This window comes from Flavobacterium flabelliforme (assembly GCF_017948675.1).
Taxonomy (GTDB): Bacteria; Bacteroidota; Bacteroidia; order Flavobacteriales; family Flavobacteriaceae; genus Flavobacterium; species Flavobacterium pygoscelis.
The window spans coordinates 15679-29686 of sequence record NZ_JAGFBU010000001.1 but is presented as its reverse complement, the minus strand read 5'-3'; the positions used below and the strand labels follow the sequence as shown (position 1 = coordinate 29686).

At 30.9% G+C, this 14008-nt stretch carries 16 protein-coding genes; 7 read left to right on the top strand and 9 right to left on the bottom strand.

The window, feature by feature from the left end; all coding sequences use genetic code 11:
• Window positions 1–50: 50 nt before the first annotated feature.
• Window positions 51–1118, bottom strand: a complete 1068-nt coding sequence (locus tag J3S90_RS00140; protein ID WP_188049871.1) for a branched-chain amino acid aminotransferase — start codon at window positions 1116–1118, stop codon at window positions 51–53.
• 294 nt (window positions 1119–1412) lie between these two features.
• Between J3S90_RS00140 and mnmD the strand changes: the two genes are divergently transcribed.
• Together mnmD and J3S90_RS00130 are read left to right on the top strand one after the other, a co-directional pair.
• Window positions 1413–2075, top strand: a complete 663-nt coding sequence (gene mnmD, locus J3S90_RS00135) for a tRNA (5-methylaminomethyl-2-thiouridine)(34)-methyltransferase MnmD (RefSeq protein ID WP_188049872.1) — start codon at window positions 1413–1415, stop codon at window positions 2073–2075.
• Window positions 2076–2215: 140 nt separating this feature from the next.
• On the top strand, window positions 2216–2413 hold the full coding sequence (locus tag J3S90_RS00130) for a hypothetical protein (protein ID WP_188049873.1): 198 nt from the start codon (window positions 2216–2218) through the stop codon (window positions 2411–2413).
• Between the two features lie 29 nt (window positions 2414–2442).
• Here J3S90_RS00130 and J3S90_RS00125 read toward each other — a convergent pair whose 3' ends face one another.
• Complete coding sequence (locus tag J3S90_RS00125; RefSeq protein WP_210643874.1) at window positions 2443–3384, bottom strand: LysR substrate-binding domain-containing protein; 942 nt, start codon at window positions 3382–3384, stop codon at window positions 2443–2445.
• Window positions 3385–3495: 111 nt separating this feature from the next.
• Between J3S90_RS00125 and J3S90_RS00120 the strand changes: the two genes are divergently transcribed.
• The 4 genes from J3S90_RS00120 to can all read left to right on the top strand — a co-directional run bounded on the left by J3S90_RS00120 (window position 3496) and on the right by can (window position 6872).
• Window positions 3496–3975 (top strand): Dps family protein, encoded by a 480-nt coding sequence (locus tag J3S90_RS00120; protein WP_210643872.1) that lies wholly within the window; start codon window positions 3496–3498, stop codon window positions 3973–3975.
• A gap of 132 nt (window positions 3976–4107) precedes the next feature.
• Entirely contained in the window at window positions 4108–4398 is a 291-nt protein-coding gene (locus tag J3S90_RS00115; protein ID WP_210643870.1) for a hypothetical protein, read from the top strand.
• Window positions 4399–4471: 73 nt separating this feature from the next.
• On the top strand, window positions 4472–6127 hold the full coding sequence (locus J3S90_RS00110) for a SulP family inorganic anion transporter (RefSeq protein ID WP_210643868.1): 1656 nt from the start codon (window positions 4472–4474) through the stop codon (window positions 6125–6127).
• 106 nt (window positions 6128–6233) lie between these two features.
• Entirely contained in the window at window positions 6234–6872 is a 639-nt protein-coding gene (gene can, locus J3S90_RS00105) for a carbonate dehydratase (protein WP_188049878.1), read from the top strand.
• Between the two features lie 63 nt (window positions 6873–6935).
• Here the strand turns inward: can and J3S90_RS00100 are convergent, their stop codons facing one another.
• The 5 genes from J3S90_RS00100 to J3S90_RS00080 are packed head-to-tail and all read right to left on the bottom strand — an operon-like array spanning window position 6936 to window position 10755.
• Window positions 6936–7895 (bottom strand): L-threonylcarbamoyladenylate synthase, encoded by a 960-nt coding sequence (locus J3S90_RS00100; RefSeq protein WP_210645489.1) that lies wholly within the window; start codon window positions 7893–7895, stop codon window positions 6936–6938.
• 7 nt (window positions 7896–7902) lie between these two features.
• Entirely contained in the window at window positions 7903–8739 is an 837-nt protein-coding gene (locus J3S90_RS00095) for a DUF6671 family protein (protein WP_210643865.1), read from the bottom strand.
• A 1-nt stretch (window position 8740) separates the two neighbouring features.
• Entirely contained in the window at window positions 8741–9019 is a 279-nt protein-coding gene (locus J3S90_RS00090) for a hypothetical protein (RefSeq protein WP_188049880.1), read from the bottom strand.
• A gap of 38 nt (window positions 9020–9057) precedes the next feature.
• A complete protein-coding gene (locus J3S90_RS00085; protein ID WP_210643863.1) occupies window positions 9058–9300 on the bottom strand; it encodes a hypothetical protein in 243 nt (80 codons plus the stop codon).
• An 18-nt stretch (window positions 9301–9318) separates the two neighbouring features.
• A complete protein-coding gene (locus tag J3S90_RS00080; RefSeq protein ID WP_188049882.1) occupies window positions 9319–10755 on the bottom strand; it encodes an NADP-dependent isocitrate dehydrogenase in 1437 nt (478 codons plus the stop codon).
• 95 nt (window positions 10756–10850) lie between these two features.
• Here J3S90_RS00080 and J3S90_RS00075 point away from each other — a divergent pair, with 95 nt between their 5' ends.
• Window positions 10851–11774 (top strand): LysR family transcriptional regulator, encoded by a 924-nt coding sequence (locus J3S90_RS00075; RefSeq protein WP_210643861.1) that lies wholly within the window; start codon window positions 10851–10853, stop codon window positions 11772–11774.
• On the opposite strand, the gene J3S90_RS00070 is transcribed toward J3S90_RS00075, so the two are convergent.
• Both J3S90_RS00070 and J3S90_RS00065 read right to left on the bottom strand, forming a co-directional pair.
• Entirely contained in the window at window positions 11768–12967 is a 1200-nt protein-coding gene (locus J3S90_RS00070; RefSeq protein WP_210643859.1) for an LETM1-related biofilm-associated protein, read from the bottom strand. The genes J3S90_RS00075 and J3S90_RS00070 overlap by 7 nt on opposite strands.
• 171 nt (window positions 12968–13138) lie before the next feature.
• Window positions 13139–13753 (bottom strand): superoxide dismutase, encoded by a 615-nt coding sequence (locus tag J3S90_RS00065; RefSeq protein WP_394369396.1) that lies wholly within the window; start codon window positions 13751–13753, stop codon window positions 13139–13141.
• Window positions 13754–14008 lie beyond the last annotated feature (255 nt).

Below are 14008 nucleotides of genomic sequence, written 5' to 3'. Positions count from 1 at the left end.
GGCGATAATCATTACGTTATCGCCTTTTTATATTTTGGTATTCTACTTTTTTAGATCTTAACAGTCCATCCAAAAGTATCCTCTTCTAATTTATTTTGAATATTAGTTAATTTATCTTTCAATTGAATAGCTACTGACTTTTCAATTTTAGGCAAGTCATAATATACATCTTGATATGAAAATCCTGATATTGGGCTAACAACTGCTGCTGTTCCTGCACCAAAAATTTCTTTTAAACTACCGTTTTTTGCAGCCTCTACAAGTTCAGAAACTAAAACTGGACGAATTTCTACCGCTATATTTTCACTTTTAGCCAATTCAATAAGTGTTTTTCTAGTTACACCGTCTAAAATACGCTCACTTACTGGAGCAGTAAATAAAGTATCATTTATTCTAAAGAATACATTCATTGTGCCTGCTTCCTCTAGTTTTGTATGTGTAGCGTCATCTGTCCAGATAACCTGTTGAAATCCTGCTTGATTAGCTAGGTTGGTAGGATAAAATTGTGCTGCATAATTACCAGCTGCTTTTGCAGCTCCAATTCCACCATTCGCAGCTCTACTAAAGTGTTCTGCAATAAGAACTTTTACATCACCAGAATAGTAAGAAGTCACAGGAGATAAAATGATCATAAACTTATAATCATGAGATGGGTTAGCAATTACACCTGTACCTGTTGCAATCATAAAAGGACGAATATACATTGCATTCCCTTTTCCTTTTTTTATCCAAGCTTCGTCCAATTGCAATAATTGATTTAGTCCGTTCATGAATATTTCTTCAGGGACTTCAGGCATAGCCATTCTCAAAGCTGATTTATTAAAACGATTGTAATTTTCATCAGGTCTAAAAAGCCAAACATCATCATTTGCATCTTTATAGGCTTTCATTCCTTCAAAAATCGCTTGACCATAATGAAAAACCCTACTTGATGGGTCTAACAAAAAAGGCGCATAAGGCTTAATGACTGGTTTTTGCCATTCCCCATTTTTAAAATCACATTCAAATAAATGGTCCGTAAAAACTGAACCAAAGCTTAAGTTTCCAAAATCTACTTCGTTTATTTTTGAAGTAGCAGATTTTAAAATTTCAATTTTGTTAGTTTGAGTAGTACTCATAATATTGTATTGTTTTTAATTTTAATGTTGTAAGCATTTTTTAAAATATAGAATGCTTAATAAGCTGTATTTTAATAACTGCAAAATTAGATAAAAAATAAGCAGAACTCTTATCTAAACATTATTATTTATAGCTTTTAACTATCTATTACAAATCAGTTATAAAATTTGATAAAAAGAATAGCTATTCTATTGATTTTATAATAAATAATACCTTTTTAGGAAGGGAGAGTTTTAGTTTTATTAAATTTGACAACAGGTAAATATTTAGTAACCTAACTTTAAAATATAATTTTGAAAAGAGAAATAATACAAACACTCGATGGTTCTACAACCATACAACTTACAGATTGGGATGAATGTTATCATTCTAAACATGGAGCGATTCAGGAAGCACAACATGTTTTTATCAAAAACGGACTTTCTTTATTTAAAAATAGAGAAGTGGCTATTATGGAAATTGGATTTGGTACTGGTTTAAATACATTCATTACTGTTTTGGAATCTCAAAAAATGGAACAAAAGATTGATTATGTAGGTGTTGAGGCTTATCCAATTTCGGCAGAAGAAGTAAAGCATATGAATTACGTTGCCGAGTTAGGAGCGCAAGCAGAGAGTGTAATTTTTGAAAAGATACATGAAAGTAGCTGGGAAGAAAAAATCTTATTGAAGGAAAACTTTTCACTAACTAAAAGGAAACAGTTTTTTGAAGAAATTATTGATGAAAACAAATTCGACTTAATTTATTTTGATGCTTTTGGATATAGAGTTCAACCGGAATTATGGAGCACAGAAATTTTTAGAAAAATGTACCAAGCTCTCAAGCCAAAAGGTGTTTTAGTCACTTATGCTGCTAGAGGAGTGGTCAAAAGAAGTATGATTGAAGTTGGATTTACAGTTGAAAAACTTGCAGGGCCACCAGGAAAAAGAGAAATGTTTAGAGCAAGTAAATTATAAAATTAATTACTTAAAAATCAGTCAATTATAATTTAAAAAAATAAAAACCAAAAACTTCGTTAAATTATGATGCAGTAACTAAAAAGGATGTATTTTTACATTGATTTAGAATTTGAATATAACCAAATCTGCCTTAAATTATGTCGAAAATTATGTATGATTATACGAAATCAGTTTTAGAAAGAGTAAGTTTTGATGCTAGCCTTTTCTGTAAGGAACTAGAAAAAGCAATCAAAATGTTGTTACCTTACGAAATGGAACAATTGAGAGAATGGTTAGAAAATTTCACCATGGAGAAACCAGAATTAAAACAATGCTTACTCATAGTAAATTCATAAAAAAAAGGAACCCAATTGGGTTCCTTTTTTTATTTCTTATGTATTGAACTTATAATTTGAACATTTTGATAAACAATAGCCCCTTTAATAACTCCAGCTATAGTGCTTCGGAGGGCTTCAATAATCTGAATTTTCAACTCATTTTTTGGAAAAATCAAGCTAACTTCTCTAGCAGGTTTTGGCTCCTTAAAATGACGCAGTTTTAACTTGTCACTCTCTTTTAGATCAAGTGTATGCAAATAAGGCAACAATGTTGTCCCTAATCCTTCATCGGCTAATTTAATAAGCGTTTCAAAACTCCCACTTTCTAACTGAAAATGACCTTTATCGCTACGAGGAGAATTTTTGCATAAATTTAAAATTCCATCTCTAAAACAATGTCCGTCTTGTAATAATAGAATTTCATCTAAGTTTAAGTCAGAGATTTCTATTTCTTCTTTCTGAAAATGATGATGGCTTTCTGGTATGTATGCTACAAAGGGCTCAAAATAAAGTACAATTTCCTTGATTTTCTCTTCCATCAAAGGAGTAGCAGCAATGGCAGCATCTAGATGACCGTTATTGAGTTTTGTAATGATTTCATCTGTATTTAACTCTTCAATAATCAGTTTTACTTTTGGATATTTTTTTATGAAATTATTCAGAAACATAGGAAGTAAAGTGGGCATTATAGTAGGAATGATTCCTAATCTAAACTCTCCTCCAATAAAACCTTTTTGCTGTTCTACGATGTCTTGAATGCGATCCGCTTCATTGACAATATTTTTGGCTTGATTTACTATTTTGAGACCAATATCAGTAAGTTGGATTGGTTTTTTAGTTCGATCAAAAATTTGAATGCTCAATTCTTCTTCTATTTTTTGAATTTGCATACTCAAAGTGGGTTGCGTCACAAAACATTTTTCAGCAGCTAGCGTGAAATTTTTGTGCTCAGCAACTGCAAGAACATATTTTAATTGTGTGATTGTCATGGTATACTTTTTTCTAATGCAAATTTAGTAAAACAATAACTTTTTATTATGGTGTTTTTCTTTAATGTTTGACTAAATTTACAAAACAACCTAATTAATAAAAATTGAACAATGAAAACTAACATTTTAGGACTAGCAGTTAAGGAATCAGAGTTGATTATTAATAATCTAAATACGCTCTTATCAAATTTTCAAGTATATTATCAAAATTTAAGAGGAATTCATTGGAATATTAAAGGAAAACGATTTTTTGATCTACATGTAAAGTTTGAAGAATTATATACAGATTCGCAATTAAAAATTGATTTGATTGCCGAAAGAGTTTTGACAATAGGAGGAACCCCTCTTCATACGTTTGAAGATTACATTAAAAACAATACTTTAGTTGTTGGTAAAAATATTTCTGTTGACGAAAAAGCAGTTCATTTGATTGTGAATTCCTTATCCCATTTATTAAAAATTGAAAGAGAAATTCTTAATAAATCTGCCGAAATTAATGACGAAGGAACCAACTCAATGATGAGTGATTTTATTGCTGAACAAGAAAAAACAATTTGGATGATGCAAGCTTGGTTAGAAGAAAGTTTATAATATTTCTTATGTTTTTATAATAAAGCAGAATACTAATCAGTTAGTGTTCTGCTTTTTTTGTGGATGTTAAATTTATTTAAAATTTTTAATAGTTATAAAATTTATTCTTCCTTATTAACTATTTTTGCATTAATGAAAATAATAGCAAGTCTTTTTTTATTCTTATTTATTGCGTTTTTATCTACTCCTGCAATTGTAACAGTGATAGAAAAGTCTTGTGATATATCTATGTTTTTTAATATGTCTGAAGAGGAGCATCACACTCATAAAGAAATTAAAAGCATAGTTTATATAAATAATTCATCTTACATCGGTTTTAACGATGAAAAAATCAACAACTCTAGTTTAATACTATCTGAAAACTTATCTAAACATGATAATGTTTCGGCATCTATTTTTTCTCCCCCGCCTAATAAAGCATAATATTTCGATTAAAATTAAATTACTACATTCTTTGTAATATGTAGCATATTAACTTACAATTTAATGTAATATTATGTCAAAAAAAGTCAATCTTTTGGCCAATTTAAAATCTGATTTTGCATCAGGATTGGTCGTTTTTTTAGTTGCACTCCCTTTATGTTTAGGGATTGCAATGGCCTCAGGCGCACCATTATTCTCTGGAATTATCTCTGGAATTATAGGTGGTGTCGTAGTGGGTTATTTAAGTCAGTCTCATATTAGTGTTAGTGGACCTGCAGCTGGTTTAACAGCAATTATTTTAACAGCAATAACCGATTTAGGAGCTTTCGATGTTTTCCTAACGGCGGTTTTTATAGCAGGATTATTGCAATTAGCGCTAGGTTTTCTAAAAGCGGGAAGCATTTCTAATTATTTTCCAACGAATGTAATTGAGGGAATGCTTGCAGGTATTGGAGTAATAATTATTTTGAAGCAAATACCTCATGCTTTTGGTTATGATGCTGATTTTGAAGGGAATCAGTCTTTTGCGCAGAACGATGGGATTAACTCATTTTCTGCATTATTTGAAGTCTTTAACCATATTCAATTGGGAGCAGTTGTCATTACATTAGCCTCTTTGGTTATCTTAATTTCATGGGATAAATTTTCTTTTTTGAAAAAATTGAAACTAGTGCCGGGTGCTTTGGTCGCGGTAATAATAGGAATTATTTTAAATGAATTATTTATACAAACAGGAAGTTCATTAGCAATTTCCAAAGAACATTTAGTTAGTTTGCCTATTCCTCAATCTTTTGAAGAGTTTAAGGCTATCATTGTAACTCCTAATTTTGCTGGAATTACAAATCCTCAAGTATGGATAGTTGGTTTAACGATTGCCATAGTTGCCTCAATCGAAACATTATTGTGTATTGAGGCCTCCGACAGAATGGATGCTCAAAAAAGGTATACTGATACTAATATTGAGCTAAAAGCGCAAGGTATTGGTAATATTGTGAGCTCTCTCTTAGGAGGATTACCTATGACATCAGTTGTTGTTCGATCATCTGCTAATAATAATGCTGGTGCTAAATCTAAAATGTCAGCCATTATTCATGGTGTATTGCTACTGCTAAGTGTATTGGCTATCCCTGCTATTTTGAACAAAATACCATTGGCAACTTTGGCAACAATTCTTATTTTAGTTGGATATAAACTAGCGAAACCAGCAACTTTTATACATTTTTGGGAAAAAGGGAAGTATCAGTTTGTTCCTTTTATTGCCACTTTGGTTGCAGTTGTGGCCACAGATTTACTCAAAGGAGTGTTATTGGGGATTATCATCAGCGTTATTTTTATCCTAAGAGGAAATCTAAAAAGAGCATATAGTTTCAAAAAAGAGCAATATGTTGACGGTGATATTATTCATATCGATTTAGCTCAAGAGGTGTCTTTCTTGAATAAAGCGGCGATTAAATTGACTTTGAGTGAAATACCTGAAAATTCTAATGTGATTATCAATGCTAAGGATACAGTGTATATTTCTCATGATATCCTAGATTTAATAAAGGAGTTCAAAGCAACGAGAGCAGTAGACGAGAATATTAAGGTAAAGTTAAAAGGTTTTAAAAAGGCTTACGAGCTAGAAAATACTCCAGAATTAACGAATCACGTTACGTTTGAACATTATTATGATGTAGCCAAAAGAGCAATGGTTAAAAAGGAAAAATTTAATGAAGTTTATCAAAATTAATAATTAAACAAATAAAAGGCCGATGTAATTCAAGCTTTAAAAAAAGATTTTATTATCAATTTTTTGAAGTTCTGTGCCAAATTTAAATTAAAAAACAAATAGAAAGATGAGTGATTTTTATAAGAAAATATTAGAGAATAATAAAAAGTGGGTAGAAAATAGCTTATTAAAAGACCCAAACTTTTTTAAAGATTTAGCAAAAGGTCAAACACCACCCTTGTTATGGATTGGATGTTCCGATAGTCGTGTTCCAGCCAATGAGATTATTGGAGCTAAACCCGGAGAGGTTTTTGTTCATAGGAACATTGCTAATATGGTGGTGCATTCCGATATGAATATGCTAAGTGTACTGGATTATGCAGTAAATGTTTTGAAAGTAAAGCATGTCATTGTTTGCGGACATTATGGATGTGGAGGTGTAAAAGCTGCAATGGGTAATGATTCAGTAGGTATTATTGATAACTGGCTTCGTCATATCAAAGATGAATATCGTTTGCATGACAAATATTTAAATTCCATTGAAGACGAAACGGAACGTTTTAATACTTTTGTTGAGGTCAATACTAAAGAACAAGTTTACAACCTAGCTAAGACTTCAATTGTACAAGGGGCATGGAAAAATGGCCGAGATTTAACTATTCATGGTTGGGTTTATGGATTGAATTCAGGTTTTGTAACAGATTTAAAAGTTAATATTGGCTCAAATGAAGAGCTTGATGATGTGTATCAATTGCTAAATTTATAAGTAATAAAAAATCGCCTTCGGGTGATTTTTTTTATTAAAAGAAGCGTGTAAAGTCTGCACATACTATTCTTTTGTTGCACGTTCTAAACGATCGTTTATAGATTTTCCCAAACCTTCTTCCGGGAATTTTTGTGCAATTATTAAATCTAATTTTAATTTATCAAGTCTATGCATTGCTGCATATAAATTGGACATTGCTTCTTTTATATCTCCTTTTTCTGAAAGAATTTCAGTGTAATTAATGTTTGTTTTATCTATTATAGTCTTAAAAACAATAACTCCAATTCTTTTGTTAGCATGTAAGGATAGCTCTTTTTCTATATCTTCAACTAAAATAGTTTTTGTTTTTGGAGCATAATGCCGAGATAACATTCCTGGTGATTCTGGTAACTTTTCACTGTGGTTTTTTACTTTAAGCGGTCCAACTAGTACTTCGATTTCCTCAATACTTATGGATCCTAAACGATATATAATAGGTTGATCGTTTTTAAAACCTATAATGGTTGATTCTATACCATTTTCACAATTGCCACCCTCTAAAACCATGGCAATATCATTTGAAAAATAATCGGCTACATGCTGAGCTTTAGTTGGACTTATAGATCCAAATGGGTTTGCACTAGGTGCAGCCAAAGGAAAATTTAATGCTTTTAATAATTCTAAAGTCAAAGGATGATTAGGTACTCGAACAGCAACTGAATTTCTACCTGCAGTAACAATATCCGGTATTTTATTATTCTTTTCTAAAAGTAAGGTTAGTGATCCCGGCCAGAATGCATCCGCTAATATTCTTGCTTTTTCTGGTATATTTATCGCTATTTCATCTATTAGCTTTTTATTGTGAATGTGCACTATTAAAGGATTATAGAAGGGTCTTTTTTTGGTCTCAAATATTTTTTTTATTGCAGTTTCGCTGTAAATATTGCCTGCTAAACCATAGACTGTCTCCGTAGGAATAGCTACTAATTCATTGTTTTCAAGAATTTTTTTGGCTTTGTTTATATCTGTAGATATTTCAATCATCATTTTATTAAGGATTACAATTGTCACAATAGGTTGGATCTTCCTTTTCAATACCGCGAGGAAATTTTTTTTCATGCGTATAGGCGCATTTTTTACATTGATAAGTATAACTCAAAGTGGAGCGTGTAGGAAAAGAGCAGCTTTCACAAGGTAAACCTGGTTTGGCTGAAATAATATCAAAACCAGGTGTTTTACATCTTGGACATTCATTTTTAATTTTCGCTATAAGATTTTCAGTTGCTTTTTGTATAGCATTCATGCGAGTCGGATTGTAAAGTGCTCGCATATCCGTTTCAGCAGTTATATTCCCATTCTGATTTTTTAAAGTGTTATACAACAGCAGTAAGTCTTCTATATCTTTAAATTCCTTTCTAATTTTTGTACTATTATTTTCTTCTAATTTTAGAATAATTCCATGCGATGGAAAATTTATTTTTTTTGCGAAATCAATTAGATTAGCTTGTGTTAGTATAATTTCACTATCCATATTAGTCTCTAGAGTTAGTTCTCTTCCCACAATCTCAAGATCATTTTTAAAATCTTTCAGCATTACTAGCTCTTCATCAGCAGCTGCAAAAAACAGAGTAGGATGAGCTCCAAAAGAACCTTCACTAGCAACTACTAAATCACAATTGGTGAGCTTGTGACCTAAAATGCATTTGTTTCTTAATGTTGACAGTGCATCTTCTTTCCTAGAAATTTCTCCAGAAAAAGTACCTAATATATCTGTATCCAAGAAATCAGAGGTGTAACAGTGCGCCCCAAGTTTACTTTCTAAAAGTGGGGCAATAACTGTTTCTTTTTTGTGTTTGGTTGCAATAAAAATTGAACTTCCTTTATACATATTATTTTTCCGTACGAATTGAAATGGTACCTTGGATAATTAGATTTTCATTATTTGCTTTTGAGTTCTCTATGATTTGCTCAATTGCTTCTTTTGATTTAATTAATTCTACAATTCTATTTTTAGAATAACCAATGTCTTGATTAAACCGAATATGATTGCTGAAATCTTGTCTGCAGTGGTAGTCAATTTTATAATTAAAAAGCGCTCCTAAGAGATCACTGGCTTCTTCAGTTGTAAAACGACCTTCAATTAATTTAAAATCTCTTTGATTATCCATACATTATTATTTAGGAAGTTTGATATAAAAATAGACAACTATTTAATTTGTATAGATGATTCAAGATGTATACTTGTTGCATTTTTATTCAAATAAAGTCTGATATCGTGTATTGAATTTTGAAGTTTTTTTATTTTATTTTCTCTGCTTTTAATATCTTCTTCTTGATGGGAATTGCATATTTTTCCCTCATGAAATTTTATTTTTACAGCAATCATTTTAGTAATTAATTCTAAAGCTTCATTTGTGTTAAATTCGCCTTCAAGAAGTTGTATGTTCATAGTTTTTGTTTTTATAAATTATTGTCCTTGACCTAAAGAATATCCTGCTTTTCCATCAAATTCATAAAGGTTTTCTGTTTTAATAACATCTATTTTTGATAATTGTGCATTTGATAAAAGAGCTATAATTTGTCCTTTGGTCATTAAGCTACCATTTGTTGGTTTAAAGCGACAACGCCAGTGATCTGTGCAGAATGTTTCTTTAAAGCCTTCTGGCCAAACTTTTATACCACGATTAGTAATCATCGTGAGATTTATATTTTCAAGTATAATCCTTTTCATTTTTTCTGCAATTTCATCAGGATCTGTTCCTTTCCAGTCTACAAATAAGTCAACTCCAACTAATTCTTTTTTAGCGCTTGGTTTTTTTACATATTTTGGTAGGTTTAGAACAGCATCTTTAGAAAATGAAACTTCTTTTAAAATGCTAGGTTTATTTCCTAAATTAGTGATAACTGCTTGCGCAAACTCTTTGGTTCCTACTTTTTGTTTGCTAATTCCCTCTTTAAAAATATCGTAAGTATGAATACCATCTTCTATGGTTTTAAGCCATGCGTTTTGAACTTTTTCAGCAATTTCGGTTTGTCCGATATGATTTAGCATCATGACAGCTCCTTCTAGTAAACCTGAAGGATTGGCCATATTTTGACCCGCTCTACGTGGTGCCGATCCGTGAATGGCCTCAAACATCGCACATTCTTCACCAATATTTGCTGATCCTGCAAGACCTACAGAACCTGCAATTTGAGCAGCAATATCTGATAATACATCACCATAAAGATTTAAAGTAACTATTACATCAAAAATTTCTGGTGTATCGGCCATTTTTGCAGCGCCTATATCAATAATCCAGTGTTCGTTTTCAATTTCAGGATACTCGAGTGCTATTTCGTCAAAAACTTGGTGAAACAATCCATCTGTTTGCTTCATAATATTGTCTTTCGTAAAGCAGGTCACTTTTTTTCTTCCATATACTTTTGCATATTCAAAGGCATAGCGAACAATTTTTTCACAACCAGGTCTACTTATCAATTTTAGACATTGAATTACTTCGTCGGTTTGTTGATGTTCGATACCAGCATATAAATCCTCTTCATTCTCCCGAATTATTACAATATCCATTTTTGGATGTTTCGTTTCTACAAAAGGGTGTAAGCTCATACAAGGTCTTACATTCGAATACAAACCTAGAAATTTTCTTGTCGTTACATTTAAACTTTTGTAACCACCACCTTGTGGAGTGGTAATGGGTGCTTTTAGAAAAATTTTATTTCTTCTAATGATGTCCCAAGATTCAGACGCAATACCTGATGTGTTTCCCGATAAATACACTTTTTCACCAACTTCAATCTCATCGATTTCAATTTGCGCTCCTGCAGCTTTAATAATTTCTAAAGTGGCATTCATGATTTCTGGTCCAATTCCGTCTCCTTTTGCTACTGTAATTCGTGTCATGTTGTTTTGTGTTTTACAATTTGATGGGACAAAATTCGAATTTTTAATTCATATATTTTTATTTATATTTGTAATGAAATACATAAAATAAATTTATGAACTATACTTTGCATCAGCTTCAGGTTTTTTTAAAAGTGACTCAGACTTTAAGTGTTACTAGAGCGGCTGAAGAATTGTTTTTGACACAACCTGCCGTTTCTATTCAGTTAAGAAATTTTCAAGAGCAGTTTGAAATACCATTGACAGAAATAATTAAAAAGCGTTTGTATGTAACTGATTTTGGAAAAGAAATTGCTATTGCTGCAGAAAATATTCTTAATGAAGTTCATGCTATAAATTATAAAACAGTAGCCTTTAAAGGTAAACTTTCGGGTAGATTAAAGCTTTCGGTCGTTTCTACCGGAAAATATGTAATTCCTTATTATTTGAGTGATTTTTTAAAATTACACAATGAAATAGAATTGGAAATGGATGTAAATAACAAAGTGAAAGTCGTAAAAGCATTAAAAAATAATGAAATAGATTTTGCTTTAGTTTCTGTTTTACCAAAAGATTTAGATATAGAATCGGAAGTTTTAATTGAAAATAAACTTCATTTGGTTGGAAATTCAAACGTAATTCAGGTTACAAAGAAAAATTTCCTTACTTTATTTTCTAGTGCACCACTTCTTTCTAGAGAATTAGGATCGGCAACGCGAATTGCAATGGAAGAGTATATTATTAAACAAAAAATAGAGCCCAAAATGAAAATTACTCTAACATCTAACGAAGCAGTAAAGCAAGCTATTATTGCCGGAATAGGGATTTCTATCATGCCAGTAATTGGTCTTAAAAATGAGTTAGATAATGGTAGTTTGATCCTGCTTCCAGCCAATGGATTACCAATTATTACATCTTGGAGACTGATTTGGTTAAAAGGAAAGAAAATGAGTCCTGTAGCAAAATCTTTTTTAGAATATATTAAAAATAATAAAGAAACGATTCGAGAAAATCATTTTGCATGGATAAATAATTATTGATCTTCTAGATTTTCATTAAATGCAGAAGGTAGTAATTGCGGGATAAATTTGATCAAAATAGGTAATAATAAAGTACCTCCAGGCAATAAAAAGATGGCTAATGAGGGAACTGTTTTACAAATTTCTAATAATTGCTTTTTTACCTTTTTTTTCTCTTTTTCGTCTAAATCTCTGCGTGTAGAGTAAGATAACAAAACAACCAATTCTTTGCTTTGCATAATTTCCTTTATCAGCCTATTTTTATTTCTACTAATTAAGGTAACTACGCTTTGAGTAGTTTGATCATAGAAGTGCTTTACAGGATTGGAATAATTGAAATAAGGAATTTCCTTTTTATGGTTAAAAATAAAGTCATGTGTATTAGCAACACTATCCTCTACAAATTTATCTGGTATTGACAGAATTTTACCCAAAGTATGTAAAAAATACATTTCGTCATTTTCAATCTTTGCATCACTCCATAATGCCATACCAGCCATGTCTATCAAATAATATTTTTCTAAATCGGTTGTAAAATAGTTTAGCTGTAGTGTTTCTAAACTTTCAACAGAAACCTTTGAAAATTTTGTATACCGTATTGAGGCTTCAAATAGTTTAATTAATAAGTCATCATATTGAGACTTTTTGGATTTTACCTTTAATGCTATTGTAACAATATTTACAATTGTTTCCTCAATTTTTTTAAGGTATTTATCGGGTATTTCTCCGTGAATTAGATATTGTCTAAAAGCTAGTACATCAATAAATAATAAGGCATTTGTTACCAGATGAGAAAAGTTTTTACTGATAATGCTATCATTAGTTTGAACTCGCTCATCAATGATTTTTTCTAAAGTTAGAGAAGGAGAGCTCTTAGGAAGAATTTTTTGAAATAGATTAAAACCTTGCGGATGCATTTCATTATAAAAACCAACTGTTTTATCAATGAACTTTAGAGGACTTATATCGGTATTGTTTATGCAAAAAACACCGTATAAGGTGTTTAGTAATGCTACTTTAGAGATTTCATCTTTAAACCAACCTTTGGTTTCAATAGGCTCTACAGTATGAAAAGAAATTATATGGCCGTATATAAATCCGGTGTTTCTTACATTAGTATAAAAAATATCCGTGTTTTTAGAAATGGTTTTTTCTGAGAATTTTTGCTTAACAAAAAACTTATCTATCCAACCAGATGCCGAAGGGTTTATCATTATTTTAATTTGGTGATGCAAAGCTATACATTTTTAGCCCCACTGTAACTTTTTATAGTTTAGTTTAACATAGAAATAATCTTGTAAAACCAATGAATTCATAATTTTTTCAACTCTTTTTTTAAATAAGGCTCTAAAGTATTCTTGTAATTTAGAGCCTCAAAATATAATTTAAGAATTGAATAAATTTTCAGCAGCGTCCCAGTTTACTACATTCCAAAATGAAGTAACATAATCTGCTCTACGGTTTTGATTTTTTAAATAATAGGCATGTTCCCAAACATCTAAAGCCAAAACAGGTTTCCCTTTTAATCCTTTACCGCGCAATCTCATCAAAGGATTATCTTGATTAGCTGTAGAACCAATTACTAATTTTCCGTCTTGAACAACTAACCAAGCCCAACCTGATCCAAATCGCTTCATCGAGGCATCACTAAATTGTTTTTTAAATTCCTCGAAAGAACCAAAGTCTTTGTTTATAGCTTCGGCTAGCTTTCCTTTAGGATTTCCACCACCGTTTGGTTTCATTAATGTCCAAAATAAACTGTGGTTGTAATGTCCTCCAGCATTATTCCTTACTGAATCAGGAAATTTTGATATTTTTTCAAAAATATTTTCTAAAGTTTTTGATTGGTCAATTAGATTTTTATCTAGTGATTCAATTGCTTTATTCAAATTGGTGACATATCCCTGATGGTGTTTCTTGTGGTGAATTTCCATAGTCGTAACATCTATATGAGGTTCTAAAGCATCATATGAGTATGCTAATTTAGGAAGCGTATAAATATCTTCGGCATTTACGATTGCTGCCTCTAAAATGTGTTTCTCTGAATTTGTATTCTTTTCGGAAGCAAAAGCAGTATTAAATAAACTGGATCCAATTATAGTTCCTGTTGATAAAATGGCTGTTTGTTTTAAAAAATTTCTTCTTGTATTGCTGTTTTCCATAAGTAGTGTATTTATTCTTAAAGTTGTCTTTAAATATTTCACATAAATTTATACATAAATTTTTTAGTAGGGATTAAATCATTTAAAATTAAC

Excerpts from the sequence above, each read along its gene's own strand:
- J3S90_RS00110 (WP_210643868.1), top strand. The coding sequence starts at position 4,472 with ATGTCAAAAAAAGTCAATCTTTTGGCCAATTTAAAATCTGATTTTGCA.
- J3S90_RS00095 (WP_210643865.1), bottom strand. The coding sequence starts at position 8,739 with ATGTATAAAGGAAGTTCAATTTTTATTGCAACCAAACACAAAAAAGAA.
- J3S90_RS00085 (WP_210643863.1), bottom strand. The coding sequence starts at position 9,300 with ATGAACATACAACTTCTTGAAGGCGAATTTAACACAAATGAAGCTTTA.
- J3S90_RS00090 (WP_188049880.1), bottom strand. The coding sequence starts at position 9,019 with ATGGATAATCAAAGAGATTTTAAATTAATTGAAGGTCGTTTTACAACT.
- J3S90_RS00125 (WP_210643874.1), bottom strand. The coding sequence starts at position 3,384 with ATGACAATCACACAATTAAAATATGTTCTTGCAGTTGCTGAGCACAAA.
- J3S90_RS00075 (WP_210643861.1), top strand. The coding sequence starts at position 10,851 with ATGAACTATACTTTGCATCAGCTTCAGGTTTTTTTAAAAGTGACTCAG.
- J3S90_RS00120 (WP_210643872.1), top strand. The coding sequence starts at position 3,496 with ATGAAAACTAACATTTTAGGACTAGCAGTTAAGGAATCAGAGTTGATT.
- J3S90_RS00115 (WP_210643870.1), top strand. The coding sequence starts at position 4,108 with ATGAAAATAATAGCAAGTCTTTTTTTATTCTTATTTATTGCGTTTTTA.
- J3S90_RS00070 (WP_210643859.1), bottom strand. The coding sequence starts at position 12,967 with ATGATAAACCCTTCGGCATCTGGTTGGATAGATAAGTTTTTTGTTAAG.
- J3S90_RS00130 (WP_188049873.1), top strand. The coding sequence starts at position 2,216 with ATGTCGAAAATTATGTATGATTATACGAAATCAGTTTTAGAAAGAGTA.
- can (WP_188049878.1), top strand. The coding sequence starts at position 6,234 with ATGAGTGATTTTTATAAGAAAATATTAGAGAATAATAAAAAGTGGGTA.
- J3S90_RS00080 (WP_188049882.1), bottom strand. The coding sequence starts at position 10,755 with ATGACACGAATTACAGTAGCAAAAGGAGACGGAATTGGACCAGAAATC.
- J3S90_RS00100 (WP_210645489.1), bottom strand. The coding sequence starts at position 7,895 with ATGATTGAAATATCTACAGATATAAACAAAGCCAAAAAAATTCTTGAA.
- J3S90_RS00140 (WP_188049871.1), bottom strand. The coding sequence starts at position 1,118 with ATGAGTACTACTCAAACTAACAAAATTGAAATTTTAAAATCTGCTACT.